General features: G+C 57.7%; 23 protein-coding genes. 8 read left to right on the top strand and 15 right to left on the bottom strand.

The annotated features are described in order from the left end of the window. Positions 1–104: 104 nt before the first annotated feature. Complete coding sequence (gene cysK, locus FBY01_RS12705) at positions 105–1,079, bottom strand: cysteine synthase A (protein WP_145308112.1); 975 nt, start codon at positions 1,077–1,079, stop codon at positions 105–107. Between the two features lie 127 nt (positions 1,080–1,206). Between cysK and FBY01_RS12700 the strand changes: the two genes are divergently transcribed. The 3 genes from FBY01_RS12700 (at position 1,207) to FBY01_RS12690 (ending at position 4,463) form a co-directional block, all read left to right on the top strand. Continuing rightward, complete coding sequence (locus tag FBY01_RS12700; protein WP_010462103.1) at positions 1,207–2,283, top strand: DUF748 domain-containing protein; 1,077 nt, start codon at positions 1,207–1,209, stop codon at positions 2,281–2,283. 142 nt (positions 2,284–2,425) lie between these two features. Further along, positions 2,426–3,271, top strand: coding sequence for a MoxR family ATPase (locus FBY01_RS12695; protein WP_145308114.1), 846 nt, complete (start codon positions 2,426–2,428; stop codon positions 3,269–3,271). Positions 3,272–3,284: 13 nt separating this feature from the next. After that, complete coding sequence (locus tag FBY01_RS12690; RefSeq protein ID WP_077749161.1) at positions 3,285–4,463, top strand: VWA domain-containing protein; 1,179 nt, start codon at positions 3,285–3,287, stop codon at positions 4,461–4,463. A 112-nt stretch (positions 4,464–4,575) separates the two neighbouring features. On the opposite strand, the gene FBY01_RS12685 is transcribed toward FBY01_RS12690, so the two are convergent. The 4 genes from FBY01_RS12685 to FBY01_RS12670 form a co-directional block, all read right to left on the bottom strand. Next, positions 4,576–5,502: a biotin-dependent carboxyltransferase family protein gene (locus tag FBY01_RS12685; protein WP_145308116.1), complete on the bottom strand. Its 927-nt coding sequence runs from the start codon at positions 5,500–5,502 to the stop codon at positions 4,576–4,578. Further along, positions 5,499–6,203 (bottom strand): 5-oxoprolinase subunit PxpB, encoded by a 705-nt coding sequence (pxpB, locus tag FBY01_RS12680; RefSeq protein ID WP_145308118.1) that lies wholly within the window; start codon positions 6,201–6,203, stop codon positions 5,499–5,501. The genes FBY01_RS12685 and pxpB overlap by 4 nt, the downstream gene beginning before the upstream one ends. After that, entirely contained in the window at positions 6,200–6,952 is a 753-nt protein-coding gene (locus tag FBY01_RS12675) for a 5-oxoprolinase subunit PxpA (protein WP_083374801.1), read from the bottom strand. Before FBY01_RS12675 ends, pxpB begins: the two co-directional genes overlap by 4 nt. A 62-nt stretch (positions 6,953–7,014) precedes the next feature. Next, entirely contained in the window at positions 7,015–8,301 is a 1,287-nt protein-coding gene (locus FBY01_RS12670) for an MFS transporter (RefSeq protein WP_145308120.1), read from the bottom strand. 147 nt (positions 8,302–8,448) lie between these two features. On the opposite strand from FBY01_RS12670, the gene FBY01_RS12665 reads away from it, so the two are divergent. After that, positions 8,449–9,363, top strand: coding sequence for a LysR family transcriptional regulator (locus FBY01_RS12665; protein WP_010462116.1), 915 nt, complete (start codon positions 8,449–8,451; stop codon positions 9,361–9,363). A 49-nt stretch (positions 9,364–9,412) separates the two neighbouring features. Here the strand turns inward: FBY01_RS12665 and FBY01_RS12660 are convergent, their stop codons facing one another. Genes FBY01_RS12660 through FBY01_RS12650 form a run of 3 tightly spaced genes read right to left on the bottom strand, consistent with a single transcriptional unit; the run spans position 9,413 to position 11,268 of the window. Next, positions 9,413–9,955 (bottom strand): DUF2937 family protein, encoded by a 543-nt coding sequence (locus tag FBY01_RS12660; RefSeq protein ID WP_145308122.1) that lies wholly within the window; start codon positions 9,953–9,955, stop codon positions 9,413–9,415. 12 nt (positions 9,956–9,967) lie between these two features. After that, on the bottom strand, positions 9,968–10,744 hold the full coding sequence (locus tag FBY01_RS12655; RefSeq protein WP_102595474.1) for a class II glutamine amidotransferase: 777 nt from the start codon (positions 10,742–10,744) through the stop codon (positions 9,968–9,970). Between the two features lie 26 nt (positions 10,745–10,770). Beyond that, a complete protein-coding gene (locus tag FBY01_RS12650) occupies positions 10,771–11,268 on the bottom strand; it encodes an MFS transporter (RefSeq protein ID WP_145308124.1) in 498 nt (165 codons plus the stop codon). A 257-nt stretch (positions 11,269–11,525) separates the two neighbouring features. Here FBY01_RS12650 and FBY01_RS12645 point away from each other — a divergent pair, with 257 nt between their 5' ends. Next, positions 11,526–13,580, top strand: a complete 2,055-nt coding sequence (locus FBY01_RS12645) for a S9 family peptidase (protein ID WP_145308126.1) — start codon at positions 11,526–11,528, stop codon at positions 13,578–13,580. Positions 13,581–13,789: 209 nt separating this feature from the next. Further along, entirely contained in the window at positions 13,790–14,263 is a 474-nt protein-coding gene (locus FBY01_RS12640; protein ID WP_077749165.1) for a cyclic nucleotide-binding domain-containing protein, read from the top strand. On the opposite strand, the gene FBY01_RS12635 is transcribed toward FBY01_RS12640, so the two are convergent. Next, positions 14,260–14,550 carry a hypothetical protein gene (locus tag FBY01_RS12635; RefSeq protein WP_145308128.1) on the bottom strand — a complete coding sequence of 97 codons (291 nt, stop codon included), beginning with the start codon at positions 14,548–14,550 and terminating at the stop codon, positions 14,260–14,262. The two genes, FBY01_RS12640 and FBY01_RS12635, sit on opposite strands and share 4 nt — an antisense overlap. Before the next feature lie 80 nt (positions 14,551–14,630). Here FBY01_RS12635 and FBY01_RS12630 point away from each other — a divergent pair, with 80 nt between their 5' ends. Continuing rightward, the gene (locus tag FBY01_RS12630) at positions 14,631–15,317 is read left to right on the top strand and encodes a spermidine synthase (protein WP_027925870.1); all 687 of its coding nucleotides are present in this window, start codon (positions 14,631–14,633) and stop codon (positions 15,315–15,317) included. A 48-nt stretch (positions 15,318–15,365) separates the two neighbouring features. Continuing rightward, a complete protein-coding gene (locus FBY01_RS12625) occupies positions 15,366–15,737 on the top strand; it encodes a YajD family HNH nuclease (RefSeq protein ID WP_028624492.1) in 372 nt (123 codons plus the stop codon). 35 nt (positions 15,738–15,772) lie between these two features. Here the strand turns inward: FBY01_RS12625 and FBY01_RS12620 are convergent, their stop codons facing one another. The 6 genes from FBY01_RS12620 to FBY01_RS12595 are packed head-to-tail and all read right to left on the bottom strand — an operon-like array spanning position 15,773 to position 20,918. Beyond that, positions 15,773–16,342, bottom strand: coding sequence for a 2OG-Fe(II) oxygenase (locus FBY01_RS12620; RefSeq protein WP_145308130.1), 570 nt, complete (start codon positions 16,340–16,342; stop codon positions 15,773–15,775). A 10-nt stretch (positions 16,343–16,352) separates the two neighbouring features. Then, positions 16,353–16,916, bottom strand: coding sequence for a hypothetical protein (locus FBY01_RS12615; protein WP_145308133.1), 564 nt, complete (start codon positions 16,914–16,916; stop codon positions 16,353–16,355). A gap of 9 nt (positions 16,917–16,925) precedes the next feature. Beyond that, entirely contained in the window at positions 16,926–17,675 is a 750-nt protein-coding gene (locus tag FBY01_RS12610; protein WP_077749169.1) for a hypothetical protein, read from the bottom strand. Beyond that, positions 17,653–18,882 (bottom strand): hypothetical protein, encoded by a 1,230-nt coding sequence (locus tag FBY01_RS12605; RefSeq protein WP_145308135.1) that lies wholly within the window; start codon positions 18,880–18,882, stop codon positions 17,653–17,655. The genes FBY01_RS12610 and FBY01_RS12605 overlap by 23 nt, the downstream gene beginning before the upstream one ends. Further along, the gene (locus FBY01_RS12600) at positions 18,869–19,909 is read right to left on the bottom strand and encodes a nitroreductase family protein (RefSeq protein WP_077749171.1); all 1,041 of its coding nucleotides are present in this window, start codon (positions 19,907–19,909) and stop codon (positions 18,869–18,871) included. The genes FBY01_RS12605 and FBY01_RS12600 overlap by 14 nt, the downstream gene beginning before the upstream one ends. Continuing rightward, the gene (locus FBY01_RS12595; RefSeq protein ID WP_077749172.1) at positions 19,899–20,918 is read right to left on the bottom strand and encodes a hypothetical protein; all 1,020 of its coding nucleotides are present in this window, start codon (positions 20,916–20,918) and stop codon (positions 19,899–19,901) included. Before FBY01_RS12595 ends, FBY01_RS12600 begins: the two co-directional genes overlap by 11 nt.

Genomic DNA, 20,918 nt, shown 5'->3' with positions numbered 1-20,918 from the left:
TATTAAGGTTTGTGCAATAAAGCACTTATTAACATAAAGTTCCTGAACGGGGGCTGACCTGAATCAGCCCTCTCACCAAAAGATCAAACCATCGCAGGCAGCGCCTACTGCTGATTTTCCTGCTCGGTAAACAGGTCGCTGAACAACATGCTCGACAAGTAGCGCTCACCGGAATCCGGCAGGATCACCACGATGGTCTTGCCCTGCATTTCCGGTGTTTCGGCCAGACGCACCGCCACCGCCATCGCGGCGCCACAGGAAATACCGCACAAAATCCCTTCTTCCTGCATCAGGCGCAGCGCCATGGCCTTCGATTCGTCATCGGTGACCAACTCAACCCGATCGACGATCGACAAGTCCAGATTCTTCGGGACAAAACCGGCACCGATCCCCTGGATCTTGTGCGGGCTCGGCTTGATCTCTTCACCGGCTATCGCCTGGGTAATCACCGGCGACACCACCGGCTCCACGGCTACCGAGATAATCGGTTTGCCCTGGGTATTCTTGATATACCGCGAAACACCGGTAATGGTTCCGCCGGTTCCAACGCCCGCGACCAGCACATCGACTGCGCCGTCAGTATCGTTCCAGATTTCCGGACCGGTGGTTTTCTCGTGAATGGCCGGGTTGGCCGGGTTGTCGAACTGCGACGGCATGAAGTATTTGGCCGGATCGCTGGCCAGGATCTCGGCAGCCTTCTCAATGGCGCCTTTCATGCTTTTGGCCGGTTCGGTCAGCACCAGTTCGGCGCCCAGTGCCTTGAGGACTTTGCGTCGCTCGATGCTCATCGACGCCGGCATGGTCAGCATCAACTTGTAACCACGGGCCGCGGCAACAAAGGCTAGGCCAATGCCGGTATTGCCCGACGTCGGTTCGACGATGGTCATGCCAGGCTTGAGTTTGCCGGAGCTTTCGGCGTCCCAGATCATGCTCGCGCCGATCCGGCACTTGACCGAATAACCCGGGTTGCGCCCTTCGATCTTGGCCAGGATGGTCACACCGCGCGGGGCAATGCGGTTGATCTGCACCAGCGGCGTATTGCCGATGGAATGGGCGTTGTCAGCGTAAATACGGCTCATGGCTGGGTCCTTGTACAGCGTTGAATAAGCCCCCAAAGGTATGCCTGTTGCCAGTGGTCGTCCAGTCAGGTCGAACGTCCGGTAAACACCGCAGTCAATGGCTTTACATCGTCAGAGATTTGCCGCCATGAAACGTCGATACCGTTGGCCCCTGTGGACCCTCGCCGGTCTCGTTGTGCTGCTGATTGCCCTGCACTTCGCCCTGCCCTACCTGGTGCGCGATTACTTGAACGAGAAACTGGCGGACATGGGCGATTACCGGGGCCAGGTCACCGACGTCGACCTCGCGCTGTGGCGCGGCGCCTACAAGATCAACGGGCTGAAAATCGTCAAGGTCGACGGCAAGGTCCCGGTGCCTTTCGTCAATGCACCGCTAATCGACCTGTCTGTCAGTTGGCACTCACTCTGGTCCGACCGCGCTGTGGTGGCCGAAGTGCAGTTCTTCAACCCTGAGGTGAACTTCGTCGACGGCGGCGCCAACAAACAAAACTCCCAGACCGGTCAAGGCACCGACTGGCGCGCACAGTTGAGCAAACTGGCGCCGTTCACCTTTAACGAAATACGCATCTACGACGGCAAGATCAACTTTCGAAACTTCAATTCCAAGCCCCCCGTCAACATGAACGCCACTCAGGTCAACGCCAGCCTCTATAACCTGACCAACGTGGTCGATACCGAAGGCAAGCGCGACGCGCGCTTTGAAGGCAAGGCCCTGTTGCTGGGCCACGCCCCACTGGAAACCACAGCCACCTTCGACCCCTTGAGCAATTTCGAAGACTTCGAATTCCGCCTGCGCGCCAAGGATATCGAGCTCAAGCGCATGAACGACTTCGCCTCGGCCTATGGCAAATTCGACTTCAACGCCGGTCACGGCGATGTAGTCATTGAAGCGCAGGCCAAAAAAGCCCAATTGACCGGCTATATCAAGCCGCTGCTCAAAGACGTGGACGTGTTCAACTGGCAGCAGGACGTGGAAAACAAGGACAAAGGGCTGTTCCGGTCCATCTGGGAGGCCATTGTCGGCGGCTCCGAAACCGTGCTGAAAAACCAGGGCAAGAACCAGTTTGCCACTCGCGTAGAACTGAGCGGCAACGTGCATCGACAAGATATCAGCGCGTTCCAGGCGTTTTTGCAGATTTTACGCAATGGTTTCGTTCAGGCATTCAATGCCCGGTATGAGCGGCCGAAACCGGATCAGGGTTAAGTCACCAAGTGACGCCCCATTCAGAGACTGAATAAGCCGTCTGCGTTCACAGTCGACCGGCCTGCGCGTTATAGTCGGGCCCTACACTTATTGCGCCCCGCCCTGCCTGATTCAGGTCGGCTTACCGTTCGAGGATTAGCAGATGAAGTTCGAAGGCACCCAGGCCTACGTCGCCACCGATGACCTGAAGCTGGCGGTCAACGCCGCCATTACCCTGGAGCGTCCACTGCTGGTCAAGGGCGAGCCAGGCACCGGCAAGACCATGCTCGCCGAACAGTTGGCCGAGTCCTTCGGTGCGAAATTGATCACCTGGCACATCAAGTCCACCACCAAGGCGCATCAGGGCCTGTACGAGTACGACGCGGTCAGTCGCCTGCGTGACTCGCAACTGGGCACGGAAAAAGTCCACGACGTTCGCAACTACCTGAAAAAGGGCAAGCTCTGGGAAGCGTTCGAGTCCGAAGAGCGAGTGATTCTGCTGATCGACGAAATCGACAAGGCCGACATCGAGTTCCCGAACGACCTGTTGCAAGAACTCGACAAGATGGAGTTCTACGTTTACGAGATCGACCAAACCATCAAGGCCAAGAAACGCCCGATCATCATCATTACCTCCAACAACGAGAAAGAGCTGCCGGACGCCTTCCTGCGCCGCTGCTTCTTCCACTACATCGCGTTCCCGGATCGCGTGACGCTGCAGAAAATCGTCGACGTGCACTACCCGAACATCAAGAAAGACCTGGTCAGCGAAGCGCTGGACGTGTTCTTCGACGTGCGCAAGGTGCCGGGCCTGAAGAAGAAGCCTTCGACCTCGGAACTGGTGGACTGGCTGAAGCTGCTGATGGCCGACAACATCGGCGAAGCGGTACTGCGCGAACGCGATCCGACCAAAGCGATCCCACCCTTGGCAGGCGCCCTGGTGAAGAACGAACAGGATGTTCAATTGCTTGAGCGCCTTGCGTTCATGAGCCGTCGCGGCACCCGCTAAGAGGCTGATCGCCATGCTGCTCAACCTGTTCAATGAAATGCGCGCAGCCAAGGTGCCGGTCTCGGTGCGTGAGCTTCTGGACCTGATCAATGCGCTGAAACAACGCGTGACCTTCGCCGACATGGACGAGTTCTATTACCTGTCCCGGGCGATTCTGGTGAAGGACGAACGGCATTTCGACAAGTTCGACCGCGCGTTCGGCGCCTACTTCAATGGCCTGGAGAAACTCGACGATCACCTTCAGGCGTTGATTCCTGAAGATTGGCTGCGCAAGGAATTCGAACGCTCCCTGACCGAAGAAGAGCGGGCCGCGATCCAGTCCCTCGGCGGTCTGGACAAGCTGATCGAAGAATTCAAGAAACGCCTCGAAGAACAGAAAGAACGCCATGCCGGCGGTAACAAATGGATCGGCACCGGCGGCACCAGTCCGTTTGGCTCCGGCGGCTTCAACCCGGAAGGCATTCGCGTCGGCGATGCCGGCAAGCGCCAGGGCAAAGCGGTCAAGGTGTGGGATCAGCGCGAGTACAAGAACCTCGACGATTCGGTGGAACTGGGCACGCGCAACATCAAGGTCGCCCTGCGCCGCTTGCGCAAATTTGCCCGTCAGGGTGCGGCGGAAGAGCTGGACATCGACGGCACTATCGACCACACCGCGCGCGATGCCGGCCTGCTGAATATCCAGATGCGGCCGGAGCGGCGTAACACCGTCAAGCTGTTGCTGCTGTTCGACATCGGCGGCTCGATGGACGCGCATGTGAAGATCTGCGAGGAACTGTTCTCTGCCTGCAAGACCGAGTTCAAGCACCTGGAGTACTTCTACTTCCACAACTTCATTTATGAGTCTGTGTGGAAGAACAACATGCGCCGCACTTCCGAGCGCACGTCGACCCAGGACCTGCTGCACAAGTACGGCGCCGACTACAAAGTGATCTTCATTGGTGACGCTGCGATGGCGCCGTATGAAATCACCCAGGCCGGCGGCAGCGTCGAGCACTGGAACGAAGAAGCCGGTTATGTGTGGATGCAGCGGTTCATGGAGAAGTACAAGAAGGTCATCTGGATCAACCCCTATCCGAAAGATACGTGGGGGTATACGTCGTCGACCAATATTGTGCGGGACCTGATTGACGACCAGATGTACCCGTTGACGTTGCGGGGGTTGGAGGAAGGGATGCGGTTTCTTTCCAAATAGAGATTTTTGTTGTCTGTGAAAGCGTCTTCGCGGGCAAGCCTCGCTCCTACAGGTTTCTGTGTTCGTGCATCGTGCACCAACCCTGTAGGAGCGAGGCTTGCCCGCGAAGCTTTTAGCGGTTTGAAAATCGCTGCAAATACTCGACCTGTTCGCGATGCGCCACCTCCTGCACCACAGGCCGCAACCGCACTTTCGCCCCCGGCAAGCACTGCGCCAGCCGCGCGAGTGCCAACGGCGTCAACGCCCCCAATCGCGGATAACCGCCAATGGTCTGCCGATCATTGAGCAACACAATCGGCTGCCCGTCCGGCGGGACCTGGACCGCGCCTAGCGGGATGCCTTCGGAAATCATCGGCTGGCCCTGGTACTGCAACGGCGTTCCCAGCAAGCGAATGCCCATGCGATCGGCACGGCTGTCGAGGGTCCAGATGCTATTAAACGCATCGAACAGACTTTGCCCGCTGAACTCACCGATCTGCGCGCCGAGGACCACATCCAGTGGCGAATCGGCTTTGAAGTTAGGCCGGTGTTCTGCCGGTAACTCCCGCAGCAATAACAGCGCACTCCCGCGATAGCTCAACGGCGCGCCTTTGGCCAGTGGCCGGCCCATACCATCCAGGCCGCCGAGTTCTTCACGGACCACCGTCGCGCTGCTTCCCAACACTTTTGGCGCGTCAAACCCGCCCGGTGCCGCCAGATAAGCTCGCGCCCCGAGCAGCGGTTGAGTGAATTGCAATCGCTGGCCCTTGTTCAGCCGGAAACTGCGCCACGGCGCCAATGCCTCGCCATCCACTTTCGCGCCCAGGTCCGCCCCGGCCAGCGCCAACACGCAGTCTTCCTCGGCTACGACGCTGAAACCGCCGAGGGTGATTTCAATCACCGGCGCATCAAGGCCATTGCCCAACAACCAATTGGCCCACGACATCGAACGCCAATCCAGCCCGCCGCCCTGGGTCACACCCAGATGCCGCACGCCGAAACGACCCGCGTCCTGCAACAGGCACAGCGGCGTACTCGCCTCAATCAATAGACGGCTCATGCCTGGGCCTCCAATGGCGTGTCGTCACCGCCCAGGTTGATGAACTGCGCATGGTCGACCGCTTCAAAGCGCACGGTGTCACCCGGTTGCATCAGGCTGTAACCATCGCGTTCGCGGTCGAACAATTTGGCGGGCGTGCGGCCGATCAGGTTCCAGCCGCCGGGGGACACCACCGGGTAGGCGGCGGTTTGCCGCTCGGCGATGCCGACACTGCCGGCCGCCACCTTTTTACGCGGCGTATTCAGGCGCGGCGCGGCGAGCACTTCTTCCACCAGCCCCATGAAAGCGAACCCCGGCGCGAAACCCAGCGCGAACACTTGATACTCGCGCTCGCTGTGGCGGCGGATCACCTCGCCCACCGACAGCCCGCTGCGCTGAGACAACAAGCTCAACTCCGGACCGACGCTCAAGTCATACCAGACCGGCAGCACATGGCATTTACCGCGAGTGTTCGCGTTGGGCGACAGGTCGATCAGCGCTTGGGCGATCAATTCCCGGGCTTGAGCCGGACTCAACGCCGTCAGGTCGTAATGCACCATCAACGTCGTGTAAGACGGCACCAGATCGATCAGATGCCCGGCAAACGCAGCGCGCAGGTTTTCGCTGGCCGCCAGCATCCACGGCATGTTGGCTTCGGCAATTTCATCGAACAGACGCACCATCAGGCAATCCAGCGCCACCACCTCAACCCGCGGTTTCATGGTGCGCTCTGCTGATCAAGGGCTTCGCGAATCCGCCGCACCGCCGCCACCGAACTGGCGTTGTCACCGTGGACGCACAAGGTGTTGGCCTGCAAGTGCAAGGCGCTGCCGTCGCTGGCGGTGAGGTTGTCGCCACGGGCGATGGTCAGCGCTTGCTCGATAATGGTTTCGGGATCGTGGTGCACCGCCCCCGGCAGTTGCCGTGAAACCAGCATGCCGGCACTGTCGTAGGCACGGTCGGCGAAGGCTTCGAACCACAAGGTCACGCCGTATTCATCACCCAGTTGCTGGGCGGCGCTGTTGTCGCGCGTGGCCATGAGCATCAGCGGCAAGGTCCGGTCATACGCCGCCACGGCCTGAAGCACCGCGCGCAATTGCGCCGGGTTGGCCATCATGTCGTTGTACATTGCGCCGTGGGGTTTGACGTAACTGACGCGCCCGCCTTGGGCCCGGCAGATGCCGTCGAGGGCGCCGATCTGGTAATGCAAAATGTCCTGGAGTTCCTGGGCGGTGTAGGCCATGGAGCGGCGGCCGAAACCCACCAGGTCCTGATAGGCCGGGTGCGCGCCGATCTGCACGCCGTTACTCAGGGCCAGGCCGACGGTCTTGCGCATGATGCTCGGGTCGCCGGCATGGAAGCCGCAGGCGATGTTGGCGCAATCGATGAAGGGCATGACCTCGGCGTCCAGACCCATGGTCCAGTTGCCGAAACTCTCGCCGATGTCGCAATTCAATAGCAGGCGGCTCACGGTGAACACTCCTGTAGGCATTTTCTTTTTTTGCTGTCGGGCAGATGCCCGCAGATTATCAGCTACTCGGCTTCAAGTTGTTTGCCACGGGTTTCCGGCAAGCTCAACGCAGCAAGGATCACCACACCGTAGGACACCGCCGCAAACGCCCCGATGCCTACGCTCAATGGCACCTTCTGGCTCATCAAACCGATCAGCAACGGAAACAACGCCGCCAGTGCCCGGCCGATGTTGTAGCAAAAGCCCTGCCCCGAACCGCGAATCCGTGTCGGAAACAGCTCGGTCAAAAACGCGCCCATGCCACTGAAAATCCCCGAGGCGAAGAAGCCCAGCGGGAAGCCCAGCCACAGCATCACGCCGTTACTGACCGGCAACTGGGTGTAGAGCAACACGATGGTGAACGAGCCGACGGCGAACAGGATGAAGTTTCGTTTGCGGCCGAGGATGTCCGTCAAATAGGCACTGATGACGTAGCCGACGTAGGAACCGACGATCACCATCGCCAGATAACCGCCCGTGCCGAGTACGCTTAAACCGCGTTCGTTTTTCAGAAACGTCGGCAGCCAGGACGTGATCGCGTAGTAACCGCCCAGTGCGCCCGTGGTCAGCACCGAAGCGCGAATCGTGGTGAAGAGGATACCGGGGGCGAAGATCTCGTAGAACTTCGCGGCGTTGCCCGGCTCCTGCTTGGCCTTGGCTTCGCGGTAGATTTCCGGGTCCTTGACCAGTCGACGGACGAAAATCACGAAAATCGCCGGCACGATGCCGAGGATGAACAGCGCACGCCAGGCATCTTCCGGCGGCAATATCGAGAACAACAGCGCGTAGAGAATCGCCGTCAGCCCCCAACCCAGCGCCCAGCCCGATTGCACCATGCCCACGGCCTTGCCGCGGTCCTTGGCGCGAATCACCTCGCCCATCAGCACTGCGCCGGCGGTCCACTCACCGCCAAAACCGAAGCCCATCAAGGTACGGCTGATCAACAGTTGCTCGTAGTTTTGCGCGAAGCCGCAGAGGAAGGTGAAGAAGGCGAACCACAGCACCGTCAGTTGCAAGGTGCGCACACGGCCGATGCGGTCCGACAGAATCCCCGCCACCCAACCACCAATGGCCGACGCAATGAGCGTGCTGGTATGGATCAGCCCGGCCTCGCCAGTCGTGATGCCCCACATGGCAATCAGGGTCGGCACCACGAAGCTGAGCATCTGGGTGTCCATGCCGTCCAGGCCATAGCCGATCTTGCAGCTCCAGAAGGTACGGCGTTCCTGCTGATTGATGTTGCGGTACCAGTCGAAAGGTCCCGGCCGAGACGTGGCTTTGGGGATGTCGAGCGTGTCGGGCGCACTCATGGCAACTCTCCGTGCAATTTTTATTGGTATTGTTCTGAGCCCCGACGACGCCTATCGTGGGAACCGGATGGCCTGATTTTTGGTTGTCCGGCCCTGCTGCGTCCAACTAATAAAAACCCGCCCTAGGCATAAGAAAAACTTAACGCCATGAACCTGAAGTTTCTCGAGACCTTTGTCTGGGTCGCCCGACTCAAGAGTTTCCGCCTGACGGCAGACAAGCTCTTTACCACCCAGGCGTCGATTTCCAGCCGCATCGCGGTGCTCGAAGGCGAGCTCGGGGTGAAGTTGTTTCTGCGCGACTCGCGGGGGGTGAGCCTGACGCCCGAAGGCTTGAAAGTGCTCGAATACGCCGAGCAGATGATGGACACCATGCAAGCCCTCAAGCAGTCGATCGAGACGCGCTCGAGCAAGGTCGGACGCGTGCGGATCGGCGTGATGGACACGGTGATTCACACGTGGCTGAGCCCGTTGGTGGCACAGATGATGGATCACTATCCGCGGGTGGAAATCGAGCTGGTGGCCGATACGGCGCTCAACCTCTGCGATCAGCTGCAAAAAGGCTTTCTCGATCTGATCCTGCAAACCGATCTGGTGCGTCAGGAAAGCGTGCGCAGCCTTGAACTGGCGAGCCATCCGATGGGCTGGATTGTCGCCAGCAATTCGATCTACAACCGTGGGTACACCGGCATTGCCGATCTGGCGCGCGAGCGGATCATTACCTACTCGAAAAACTCACATCCACATCAGGACATTCTGAGTCTGATGCAGGCGAACGGGGTCATGACGCCGCGGCTGAACTGCGTGAACTCGGTGTCGGCGATCACCCGATTGCTGCGCGACGGATTCGGCATTGGTGCGTTGCCGCCGGTTCTGGTGGCCGAGGAACTGGCGCGGGGGGAATTGACCTTGCTGGCCATCGATCAACAGCTGCCTAATTTGCAGGTCGTGGTGTCGTGGCGGGTGGGTGTGGAGTGGGTCGAGGAGATTGTTGCGTTGTGTCAGCAGGTGCTGGAGGGGTATGCGCGCAAGGTGGGTGAAGACTACATCGTCCTCGCACGCTGATCGGCGCTGATGATGATCGCTCCCACGCTCTGCGTGGGAGCGATCAGTGTTACAGGCCGCGCACATCCCGATCTTCGATCGGCCGGCTCTGGCGCAAGCGTTTGCCGCCCAGCACCACCCAGTCGATCAGACGGAACAGGCATTCAATGCCGAAGGACAGCAGCAACGCACCGCTCATGCCCCAGATCATCGCTTCCGGTGTCAGCAGGATCTGGTAGCTGTAGCCATTCCAGGTTTCCTTGCGAATATCCGGATCCGCCGCCAATGCGACTTGCAAGACACGGATGTACCACGGGCCCTGCATGGCGTGGAACTGTTTATCAAGCGCCACCTGACGGCTGAGCAAGGTGCTCAGGCTCTCGGCGTCGCTGCGGAAAATCGGGTCCTCACTGCCGCGGTAATGGGCGACCAGCGCCTGCATATCGCCCTTGAAGAACTGATTGGCGGTGCCCTGGAAACCGCTCAGGCTGGTTTGCGCCTCAATCAGATGCGCTTCGACCCGTTTCGCGTAATCGCTGATGAACCCCGGCACCTGGACACCGATCAACAGGCCCGCCGCAAACAACACCAGCCGTAGATAACTGAGCAACATCGGGTGAGATCCTTATTCGGTCTTGCCCTGGCTGACGCATTCGCCGCGTCGCCAGAGGCTCCATTGGCCCGGTTCGTAGCGGGTCCAGGTTTCGTTTTCGGTCAAAGGTTCGGTGGCGATCACCGTGACCACATCGTTGGGCGTGGTTTCGGCCTGGAAATCGACGATCACATCGACATCCTTCAACCGCGCCGGGCCGAATGGCGCGCGACGGGTGATCTGGACCAATTTGGTCGAGCAATAGCAGAACAGCCAGTCGCCGTCGCTCAACAGGCAGTTGAACACGCCTTTGCTGCGGTATTCGGCGCAAGCGGCGACCAGGTCCGGCAGCAGCGCTTCGATTTCGACCGGTTCTGGAAACGCTGCGCGCACCCGATTGAGCAGGTCACAGAACGCCGCTTCGCTGTCGGTGTCACCGACGGGGCGATAAAAGCTTTTGATCGGCTGAAAATCCGCCAGCTGACCGTTATGGGCGAAACACCAGTTGCGGCCCCACAGCTCACGCACGAAAGGGTGCGTGTTGGACAGACAGACCTTGCCCACGTTGGCCTGACGGATATGCCCGATCACCACTTCGCTTTTGATCGGATAGCGCTGCACCAGGTTCGCCACTTCTGACTCGCTGCTGGCCGCCGGGTCCTGAAACAACCGCAGACCGCGCCCCTCATAGAAAGCGATGCCCCAACCGTCACGGTGCGGACCGGTGCGGCCGCCGCGCTGCATCAGCCCGGTGAAGCTGAACACGATATCGGTCGGCACATTGGCGCTCATGCCCAATAACTCACACATGCTCGGACTCTCGCTTCAAGGCCGGATTACAAACGCGGTTCGACCCGCAATCGCTGAGGGTTGCTCGGCACTGGCGGACGACCGTAACGATCATCGCCGGCACCGCCGAACGGATGATCGTCGTCAGGATCGTCGACCCGGGCGGCGGCCTTGGCGGCGGCGGCCTGTTCCTTGCGAGCGTTGGAAGCCCGTTCAATAGGGAACCGGATCGCCACGAACACCAGATAAATGCCAAAAGCGATCATGCCGTACATGAACAGGTCGGAAACCGCCCGCCAGGCGTTGTTGCCCACCTTGAACAGCAGATCGAGCGCAGTGATGGCGATGGCCGGGGCCACTTTTTCCTTCACCGGGTCGATGATGGTCGGGCTGAATAGCAGTACGGCGACCAGCAGCCGCAGCGGTTCACGCAGCCAACGCCACATCCAGCGGGTGATGCGCATCCACACCAACAGGCAGCCTAAAGCGGCAAAGGCGTAGAGGCCCCAAGCGATCAGATAGTCGTTCTCGGTCATGGTGTCCATGGCAAGGCAGGCAAAGAGGCGCTTATAGTAACGACTTTTCGCCCGTCAGGCGTAATCCATGTGGGAGCGAACTGTGGCGAGGGAGCTTGCTCCCGTTCGGCTGCGAAGCAGTCGCAGCGCTTTTGGGGTCGCTTCGCAACCCAGCGGGAGCAAGCTCCCTGGCCACACAGGCTCACTCCTACAGGGTCTGCACAGGCATCAATATTTGCATTGCGCCTGCAAAACCCTATTTTTCGTACAACGTCCGAGAGTCCTTCATGCCCTTATCCGCCAACGTCACCAGCGCCCCGATTGCCCACAAGGCCGACGGCCCTGACCCGTATGCCTGGCTGCAGGAGCGCGACACCGACGCGGTGCTCGACTACCTCAAGGCTGAAAACAGCTACCAAGAGGCGCAGACCGCCGATCAGGCCAGGCTGCGCGAAACCCTGTTCGAGGAGATCAAGGGCCGGATTCTCGAAACCGACCTGTCGCTGCCCTCCCCTTGGGGCCCGTACCTGTATTACACGCGCACCACCGCCGGTGACGAATACGCCCGCCACTACCGCTGCCCACGCCCGGCCGATGACAGCCTGCAACTCGACGAAAGCCAGGAACAGCTGCTGCTGGACCCGAACGAACTGGCCAATGGCGGCTTCTTTTCCCTCGGCGCCTTCAGCGTCAGCCCGGATCACCAGCGCCTGGCCTACAGCATCGATTCCACGGGCGATGAGATCTACACGCTGTTCGTGAAGGAATTGTCCAACGGCCGTGTCAGCGAACTTGAGTTCCAGGATTGCGACGGCAGCATGACCTGGGCCAATGACAGCCTGACGCTGTTTTTCGGCGAGCTGGACGACACCCACCGTCCGCACAAACTGCTGCGCTATCGACTGGACGGCACGGCGGCCGAGGAAGTGTTCAACGAGCCGGACGGCCGCTTCTTCCTGCATTGCTATCGCTCCAGTTCCGAACAGCAATTGCTGCTGTCGCTGAGCAGCAAGACCACCAGCGAAGTCTGGGCCCTCGACGCCTCGCAGCCGCAGCAGGCCTTCACTTGCCTGGCGCCACGGGTTGAAGACCATGAATACGACGTCGACCACGGCACGCTGAACGGCGAGTGGGCCTGGTTCATCCGCACCAACCGCGACGGCATCAACTTTGCTCTGTACACCGCCGTCGATACCGGTGTTGCGCCCACCGAGGCCGACTGGCAGAACCTGATCCCTCACAGCGACAGCACGATGATAGAGGGCATGAGCCTGAACGTCGGCGCGATGACGTTGAGCCTGCGGGTCGGTGGCTTGCCGGTGATTGAAGTCCACCCGCAGGATTTGCCGAGCTACCGTGTGCAACTGCCGGATGCGGCGTACAGCCTGCATGTGCAGAACAGCCTGGAGTTTGTCAGCGAGCGGATCCGTCTGCGTTACGAAGCCCTGAACCGTCCGGCGCAAATTCGCCAGCTGGAGCTGGACAGTGGCGAGCAGAAAGTACTCAAGGAAACCCCGGTGCTCGGCCCGTTCGACGCCGACGCCTACGTCAGCCAGCGCCTGTGGGCGACGGCACCCGATGGCACGCAAGTGCCGATCAGCCTGGTGGTCAAGCGCGAAGCCCTCGGTCAGCCGACGCCGCTATACCTGTACGGCTACGGCGCTTATGGCGAAAGCCTTGACCCGTGGTTCTCTCATGCCCGCTTGAGCTTGCTGGATCGCGGCGTGGCGTTTGCGATTGCCCACGTACGGGGCGGCGGTGAACTGGGCGAGGCCTGGTATCGCGCCGGCAAGCAGGAACACAAGCACAACACCTTCAGCGACTTTATCGCCTGTGCCGAGCACCTGATCGACAACGGCTTCACCACCTCAGCACAATTGGCGATCAGCGGCGGCAGTGCCGGCGGTTTGCTGATCGGCGCGGTGCTCAATCAGCGACCCGAGCTGTTTGGCGCGGCCATTGCCGAAGTGCCGTTCGTCGACGTGCTCAACACCATGCTCGACCCGGACCTGCCGTTGACCGTCACCGAATACGACGAGTGGGGCAATCCTGAAGAACCGGACGTTTATGAGCGGATCAAGGCCTATGCCCCTTACGAAAACGTCACCGCGCAAGCCTATCCGGCGACCCTGGTGATCGCCGGCTACAACGACAGCCGCGTGCAGTACTGGGAAGCGGCGAAGTGGGTGGCGAAATTGCGCGCGACCAAAACCGACACCAATCCCCTGTTGCTCAAGACTGAACTGGGCGCCGGGCATGGCGGGATGAGCGGTCGTTATCAGGGATTGCGTGACGTAGCACTCGAATACGCATTTGTTTTCAAGGTTTTGGGGATTGCCTGAGGAACTTGGCCCGGTGTTTCGGTCTTAAGACCAGACACCGGGCCCAATACAACACAACTCCCTTGTGGGAGCGAGCCTGCTCGCGATAGCGGACTTTCAGTCAATAATTGCGTGACTGGCACACTGCAATCGCGAGCAGGCTCGCTCCCACAGGGATTGGGGATGTCCCGAACAACCGGAACCAGACACAAGAAAAAGACCGTGCCAACATGTCAGAACCGACCTTACTGAACAACGAAATCCGCGACTGGCTGATGGACTGCGGCCTGTTCGATCAATTGCTGCCGGCAGACTTCGCTGCGGCCTCCGGCTACTTCAGCATCAGCACCATCGCCGAAGGCGAAGAGATTTTCCATGAGGGTGATGCCGGCAGTTTCATGTGCATCATCCATACCGGCCAGGTGTCGGTGCAGAAGACCAACGGCGACGGGCAGCTGGTGACCATGGCCACCCTGCGCAGCGGTCGCTCGTTCGGCGAAATGGCGGTGCTTGATGGCGAACGCCGCTCGGCCAGTTGCGTGGCCGCCAGCAACTGCCAACTGCTGAACCTGGGTAAGGACTCTCTGGAAAAAATGATCAACGAGGCGCCGAAAATCGCCGCCAAGATCATCCGCGCCCTCGCCGTCGCCCTTTCCAAACGCTTGCGCATGGCCGACGGGCAACTGCTCTCGCAGCAGGTTTAACCGCCTGGGGTTTTGGTTTTTGTGTTGTTCGGCTCAATCCCCGGCACCGGTTGATCCTTGGTCGGCGGACTGGGCATCTCGATCGGCACCAGCGGTGGGCCGCCACTGCCAGGCCCGGCCTTGGGCAAGGTGGTCGGGGTGATGGGCGGATACGGCGTCGGGGTCGCCGTGCCGGGCGAACCGGGCATCGGCGCAGGGCTTGCTGGAATGGTTTGCAACTGCTGGGCCTGCACTGCACTTATCGAGAGCGCGGCCAAGGCAATGACCGTTAGAATGGTGCGCTTCATCAATGGCTCCGTTGGCCTTGTTGTCATTGGCAGGCTACTCCCAACTGCCTCTGTTTGCCTTCCCCCAATTTGAGATTTCCATGAAACGTTTCGTTCTGCTCGACACCGCCCCTATCCCTGAAAACGGCGGCGCCTTGTGCCTGTTCGAGTATGGCGAGGATTTCGTCATCAAGATCCAGGGCGGCGACGGCGGGCAATTGATGAACACCCGCATGCACGGCTCAGAAGATGCCCTGGCCGAGATCCCGTGTCGCAAAGTGGCCGGCCGGCCGAACTCGCGAGTGCTGATCGGCGGCCTCGGCATGGGTTTTACCCTCGCTTCGGCCCTCAAGCATTTGGGCAAGACCGCTGAAGTGGTGGTCGCCGAGCTGGTGCCTGGCGTGGTGGAATGGAATCGCGGGCCGTTGGGCGAGAAAGCCGGCAATCCGCTGCTCGACCCGCGCACCGTGATTCGCATGGAAGACGTGGCCAAAGTCCTGCAAGCCGAGCCGCAAGGTTTCGACGCGATCATGCTCGACGTCGACAACGGCCCCGAAGGCCTGACCCAACGGGCCAACAGCTGGCTTTACTCAGCCGGTGGCCTGAGCGCCTGCGCCAAGGCCCTGCGGCCCAAAGGCGTGCTGGCGGTGTGGTCGGCCAGCGCCGACAAGCAGTTTTCCGACAAGCTGAAGAAGGCCGGTTTCAAGGCCGAAGAAGTCCAGGTCTTCGCCCACGGCAACAAAGGCACCCGCCACACCATCTGGATTGCCGAGAAGCTCAAGGGCTGAGCTAAACTCACGCCATAACCGTCATTAGTCTTTTACAAAGGTGAACCCATGAGTTCGTCAACGCCGACCAATACCTCGAAGCTGGATCGCATCCTCGCCGACAACCAGCGCGACAAGGAAATGGGTTACCGCGACAAAGCCCTGAAGATGTACCCGCACGTGTGCGGCCGCTGCGCCCGCGAGTTCTCCGGCAAACGCCTGAGCGAGTTGACCGTGCACCACCGCGACCACAACCACGACAACAACCCGCAGGACGGCTCGAACTGGGAATTGTTGTGCCTGTATTGCCACGACAACGAACACTCGCGGTATACCGACCAGCAGTATTTTCACGAAGGCTCGCTGAGCACGCCGAAAATCGCCAAGGCGACGCATAACCCGTTTGCGGCGTTGGCGGGGCTGATGAAAAAGGAAGACTGAGCCCTTTCGCCCACACAAAGGCACGCTACCAGCGCTTACTTGGGCGATGACTTGAAAACAAAACTGACCCGCAGCATGGGGCAAATCCTGCTGGGGGAGCTGGCGCGGTGAAGAATGCACCCGGGAAATATAACGATGCGCCCTGGCAGAGGGGCCACTGACTTTAAGATTTCCCCACCCTCACCGTAAAACAGGAGCTCGGCCCCCCAGTCTTGTTGCCAGTCGTCATGGGCAAAATAGATCGAAGACAGATAGTCCTCTCGGCTACTGTCTTTATGCGCATACCCTTCCGTGCCGTAGGTATGTCCATTGGCGTACGCCCTAAGCAGATTCTGCGATGAACCAATGGCTGCTTCGATCTGTAGCCATAGCGCGCTGACCGATTGCAGCCCCTGCCTGTCGGCTAAAATAGCGGCGCTATCCGTCTCGCTACTGGTATCTCCACCGGCAAAGTGCGAGTGCCAGAAAAAATAATTATCGTTTTGAACATTAGAACGCCAGCCGTACTGCCAGATCGGTTTTTTAGCCAGCGAGCTCAACTGACTTGCCAACTCTGTCGATATTATCCCGTCGTAGATTTTTACATCGTCAGCGCCCAGACTCATCTCAATCTCCCTATCCAATCCATAACACGTATTCAATATTTAGCCCGCCATACGCTTCACTGCTCGGATGTTCATGACCATGACTGGCAAAACTGCCGAGTCCGCCGTCAGCAGCAATGACACTGAGTTGTTGAGCCATGAACCCCGCGCGCAACCAATTCACCCGCTTATCCGATTCGACTGAACGTGTCGATATAAACAAAAATAATAAAGCCTGCCTTCCCACATTGACTTCATCTTCAAGTGATTTCTGTAACTGCTGAAATATCACGTCCTCCGAGGAGACTTGAACAATGTCCAGCTGGGGGTCACCCCACTTTTCTATCAGTGCCATGCAACGATGCTTCACTTCATCCAGACGCCAACTACTTGTTTCGTATCCCAGCTCGCGTGATGTTTTACGCTGCAACCAGGTACTATCAGACACGTCGATCATCCGTCGAGTCAGTTGTATAAACTCCCGCACATTCAACGTACGCGCCTCTCGCCAGCAACTGTAAATAATCGAATACAGCGGCATATCAAGCTCAATAAACCCAACCGTCGCTTCGTCCAGTTTTATCAGCTTGTGCATGCGCACTCCTTATAGCGTGATGATCGCCATGGATGAGCAGCAATAATTCATGGTCGGTTTAAAACCGCTCAGTTCGAGCGACACCGGGTTTTTATTTCTGACCTGCAGCGCATGAAATAACGCCGCTATCGAATGGCCCAACTCGATATAAAGTGCGCTGAGACTTCTCACGTCTCGATAGCGTTCGGCCAGCCGTTCGAAATCACATTGAATGACCAGCTTTCCTGGACGTTCACCGATCGTCGTGGCGTCGTGTATCACGAAAAACCGATCATGGTACGAGTCATAAAGAAAACAATGGCCGTGCCTATCTGTATATCGACATTCCAAAGAATGGACCGCGCCATTAGAGGGATAGACACGCCGAACACCTGGCCCCAGATCCTTGATTGCCCACGACGTGATTGCGTTGTTCCTGAAAACAAATCTGATGGCCTCGAACACACAATCCGCAACCGCTGGGTCACTGGCTTCTTCAAGCTGGGGCGTACACCGGAGTCGAGGTTTACCAAACAATACAGATTGGGTTCGCATTCGTTGATTGATGGCGGTTTTTCCCCCGCTCGAGTAGTGGGTTCTGCAGCGCTCACATTCATAAATCGCGCCAGCCATCAAATTCGCAGCCTGCGCCCTGCTGTCGACTCCCTCGTCCGTCAGCCTTTCGAACAAACGCTCATTCTGTGAAAACAGCAGCCGACCCGTATCCGCGTCATACCTGTACAGTGATTTTTTTGACTCAAACAAGGCATCGATTATCATCCAGAAAAATCCTTTTCCTGTACAAGTGATACATCAACAACAGCCTGGCCATATAACTGATGCCCACGAAATGGATAATCTGCGCCGCTCCAATATAGCCAAAATAGATCAACGCACTCAAAGGCACAAAATAGAAAACCAACAGCCATTTATTGGCGGCGGAAATAACCCTGTTCATCGCGTTCAGCCGAAACACCCCATTCAGCGAGATAACAATGACCATGGCCGGGTAGTAGGTCATCGCCACCAGCGAATGAATGAATTGCCCCGGCGATATTTGATTTACCAGAACACTGGCGATCAATGCCAGGCCGAACGGAACAAACCAGGTGACCTTGAACGTATAAATAATCGCCCTGAAAAACAGCGCAGAGTCTTGCGCTGAATTTCGACGAATGATCAACACGGCAGCACGCGCACAGATCATCCAGCAGGCCATTTGAAACGCAAAGGGAATGCGAAAATCAGCGAAGTCTTCAGGCGCTATCTTGAACGCCACAACGCTCAACAATAAACCGGACAGTGAAATACTGGCCACCGTGGACAATTCCGGCAAGACAATCCGTCTGATTTTCAAACTGAACATCAACGAGGGTCTTATCGGTTTAATGCTGATATTTCCGGAGGTTTTAAGTATCGACATGCCGACCACAAATAACGCCAGGTCGATTGCCACCATCCCCAGGCCTGCCACGACATACGAAAACCCCATACCGCTCAGCCACAGCGTCAAGTAAAGTCCGATGTTGCACAACCACACGCCCATCTGCAGCCAGAACACTGTCCGACCATACCCCAGCAACATCAAGTAGGCCTGATTGAGTGAAGCGAATACCAGAACGCAGACGGATACCATTCTAAGTAACAGAAATATCAGCAGACCCGCGTTATCGCGACTCTCCTCAATCATGCTGAGTGAAAGCAGCATATACACAATGGAAATAAGTGTCCCGACGACTAACAGTGCGGCCGCGCATCTACTGTAGGCACGATGCCTTGATACTTTTGACAACTGTAAAAAAGAAATGACCCAGGGCGATGCAAACGGAATCAACGCGGACATAATGTCTATGTTTACACTCAACACACTGAACTGATCAGGAAAGGCGACGGTCATCAACATCAGCACGCTGATACCTTTGATGACATCCACGGCCCCGGTGATGACAAAAAAGATATCGCTGAGGATATCGTCACGCGTCGGCATTTCTGCTTCCGACTTTCCCCATCGTTGCCGTGTACATAGGAATCTCGTCGCTGGCCAGATCGATGGACAGGACCGCTCGAAGTTCATCATCCCTTGTCGCCGGGGTGGTAACGCCCTGCACATTGAATTCACTGCACGCGTTGACATGCATGTGCATGATTCTCCCGGCCTCGATAAACAGGTTTCTCAAGGCTTTGTCGTGTCGGTAACGCCAGGCATAGGAACTGGGTGTTGCGGTTAGCACCAGCGTGTAATTGGCTGTCCTGGGCGCGACCATGCCCCAAATGATGCGAGACATTGGCTCTCTGAAATCTCCCTCTTTGATCAACCCCAAGCGCTGTTTCTCGAGTTCGAGAAAGTAAACCCCCGGTGTCAGACCGACAACGTCATACACCACGACATACACGGAAAATGCCGCACCGAAATTCTTGGTGTATTTCAAGCGACTGCCTTCCAGACGCCGACACATGTCCAGTGTTTCCAGCAACCTCGATACCGAGTGTGCCAATATTTCCAGAAACTCATCAACTTCAAGAGGGAGTGCCTTGAATTGTCGATGACTCCTGCGCTTGAGTGCTTTTTCCGGAAAACCCGGGATCCAGTCGTTACTGGCTGATGCAATTTTTCGCAGCGCAAGAACGGGTTGAACGCTGTCGATAAACACTGGAACTTTCGGTACTGGGCACAATGAAGCCGACTCATATTCAAGATACTTGTTATCGAGAATCTTCACCCGATCCTTATCATCATCAACGTACTTGATGGTTCTGGACAACAAGTAGAATGGGATACACGCTTCCCATCCTCTGTCAGACCAATGCAAGATACTCTGCGGATTAATCAGGGTGTCCGTCGCCGGAGTACTTTCATTTCGTACCGCGGCGAGCCGGGCGGCATGGTCGGGACGGATAAAAAAAGAGGGCGCGACTTCGAAACTTCTGCCACTGCTAAAGTCACTGAACTCTAGAATATGGTCACAATTTTTGGCGAACGATATATAAGCGTTTTTCAGGCTTTCATGCAGCATTCGATTGCCCTCCGATCATGACGGCACTCATCACCCCTTCCACAAGTGGATCGAGTTCCAACATACGTTCGAAATTTATCACCTGAAGGTTGTATTGAGCTTGATTTCTGTACTTCATCTTCAGCAGTGCCGTTTCGACTTGCATCGAAGCGTGCCCGGCGTCCAGATGAACCGATCTGAATGTTCTCGGCTCGCGATAACGGAACATATTGCGTTCCCAGAGACAGGTAAAGACAACGGCGAAATTGACAGAAAAATCAATATACGAATCCCGGACGCCAAACAGCGGCGTATAGAGATCCGGGGTCTCAACATGTTTGACGGTATTAAAGCTATACGTCACGGCATTGAAGTGAAGGACCGTCTGATTGGCGAAGTCCACCAGATAAGCCTCGACTGGATGCCGCCCGCCGCCGCTGGGTACAGTCTTCTTGAATACCCGACCACCCGTATTGAGTTGCGCTTCCTTTTGTACACCCAGGCTGAGACTCACTGCACTCAGGATGTTCTCCAGGTCGCTTCCCGTGCCGCCAGCGCTGATGAGTGCTGCACTGCGTTGCGGGTTAACGCCCTGCACCGAGATCGGGGCGTCAGGGTAGGCTTTGAAACGCTCCATTTCCTCTTCCATGGCCAGATACGCTTGCATCCGGTTATTGTCTTTGGTGCGACCGTCCTTGTCGTATTCAAAAAACGGATAATTGTGCGTGACGTTCAAATAGTCTGAAGCACTTTTCCAGTTGTAGCTTTCCAACTCAGCGGTTCTATCTTCACTGACAGTGGCGCTATCGCTTAGTTTGACAAACCCGCTACCTATCAACTTTTCCAGCAAATCGGATAACGACCCACTGTCTGTTTCAGGCGGGATTGAACGCGCGGAAAAGCCAAGTAGATACTCGACAACGGGAAAGGAAATTCGAATTCTCTTGTGTGAGCCTATCAGATAAGCCAACGCATAGTTTTCAAGCGTAATAATTCTTAAATCGGAATTTACCGACAGACTGGCAACCAT

The sequence above is a fragment of the Pseudomonas sp. SJZ077 genome (assembly GCF_007993905.1).
Taxonomy (GTDB): Bacteria; Pseudomonadota; Gammaproteobacteria; order Pseudomonadales; family Pseudomonadaceae; genus Aquipseudomonas; species Aquipseudomonas mandelii.
This window is presented reverse-complemented; position numbering and strand designations above follow the sequence as displayed.

Excerpts from the sequence above, each read along its gene's own strand:
- FBY01_RS12660 (WP_145308122.1), bottom strand. The coding sequence starts at position 9,955 with ATGTTGCTCAGTTATCTACGGCTGGTGTTGTTTGCGGCGGGCCTGTTG.
- pxpB (WP_145308118.1), bottom strand. The coding sequence starts at position 6,203 with ATGAAACCGCGGGTTGAGGTGGTGGCGCTGGATTGCCTGATGGTGCGT.
- FBY01_RS12670 (WP_145308120.1), bottom strand. The coding sequence starts at position 8,301 with ATGAGTGCGCCCGACACGCTCGACATCCCCAAAGCCACGTCTCGGCCG.
- FBY01_RS12685 (WP_145308116.1), bottom strand. The coding sequence starts at position 5,502 with ATGAGCCGTCTATTGATTGAGGCGAGTACGCCGCTGTGCCTGTTGCAG.
- FBY01_RS12610 (WP_077749169.1), bottom strand. The coding sequence starts at position 17,675 with ATGATAATCGATGCCTTGTTTGAGTCAAAAAAATCACTGTACAGGTAT.
- FBY01_RS12655 (WP_102595474.1), bottom strand. The coding sequence starts at position 10,744 with ATGTGTGAGTTATTGGGCATGAGCGCCAATGTGCCGACCGATATCGTG.
- FBY01_RS12665 (WP_010462116.1), top strand. The coding sequence starts at position 8,449 with ATGAACCTGAAGTTTCTCGAGACCTTTGTCTGGGTCGCCCGACTCAAG.
- FBY01_RS12695 (WP_145308114.1), top strand. The coding sequence starts at position 2,426 with ATGAAGTTCGAAGGCACCCAGGCCTACGTCGCCACCGATGACCTGAAG.
- FBY01_RS12700 (WP_010462103.1), top strand. The coding sequence starts at position 1,207 with ATGAAACGTCGATACCGTTGGCCCCTGTGGACCCTCGCCGGTCTCGTT.
- cysK (WP_145308112.1), bottom strand. The coding sequence starts at position 1,079 with ATGAGCCGTATTTACGCTGACAACGCCCATTCCATCGGCAATACGCCG.
- FBY01_RS12595 (WP_077749172.1), bottom strand. The coding sequence starts at position 20,918 with ATGGTTGCCAGTCTGTCGGTAAATTCCGATTTAAGAATTATTACGCTT.
- FBY01_RS12630 (WP_027925870.1), top strand. The coding sequence starts at position 14,631 with ATGAAACGTTTCGTTCTGCTCGACACCGCCCCTATCCCTGAAAACGGC.
- FBY01_RS12650 (WP_145308124.1), bottom strand. The coding sequence starts at position 11,268 with ATGGACACCATGACCGAGAACGACTATCTGATCGCTTGGGGCCTCTAC.
- FBY01_RS12640 (WP_077749165.1), top strand. The coding sequence starts at position 13,790 with ATGTCAGAACCGACCTTACTGAACAACGAAATCCGCGACTGGCTGATG.
- FBY01_RS12645 (WP_145308126.1), top strand. The coding sequence starts at position 11,526 with ATGCCCTTATCCGCCAACGTCACCAGCGCCCCGATTGCCCACAAGGCC.
- FBY01_RS12625 (WP_028624492.1), top strand. The coding sequence starts at position 15,366 with ATGAGTTCGTCAACGCCGACCAATACCTCGAAGCTGGATCGCATCCTC.
- FBY01_RS12690 (WP_077749161.1), top strand. The coding sequence starts at position 3,285 with ATGCTGCTCAACCTGTTCAATGAAATGCGCGCAGCCAAGGTGCCGGTC.
- FBY01_RS12600 (WP_077749171.1), bottom strand. The coding sequence starts at position 19,909 with ATGCTGCATGAAAGCCTGAAAAACGCTTATATATCGTTCGCCAAAAAT.
- FBY01_RS12615 (WP_145308133.1), bottom strand. The coding sequence starts at position 16,916 with ATGCACAAGCTGATAAAACTGGACGAAGCGACGGTTGGGTTTATTGAG.
- FBY01_RS12620 (WP_145308130.1), bottom strand. The coding sequence starts at position 16,342 with ATGAGTCTGGGCGCTGACGATGTAAAAATCTACGACGGGATAATATCG.
- FBY01_RS12635 (WP_145308128.1), bottom strand. The coding sequence starts at position 14,550 with ATGAAGCGCACCATTCTAACGGTCATTGCCTTGGCCGCGCTCTCGATA.
- FBY01_RS12605 (WP_145308135.1), bottom strand. The coding sequence starts at position 18,882 with ATGCCGACGCGTGACGATATCCTCAGCGATATCTTTTTTGTCATCACC.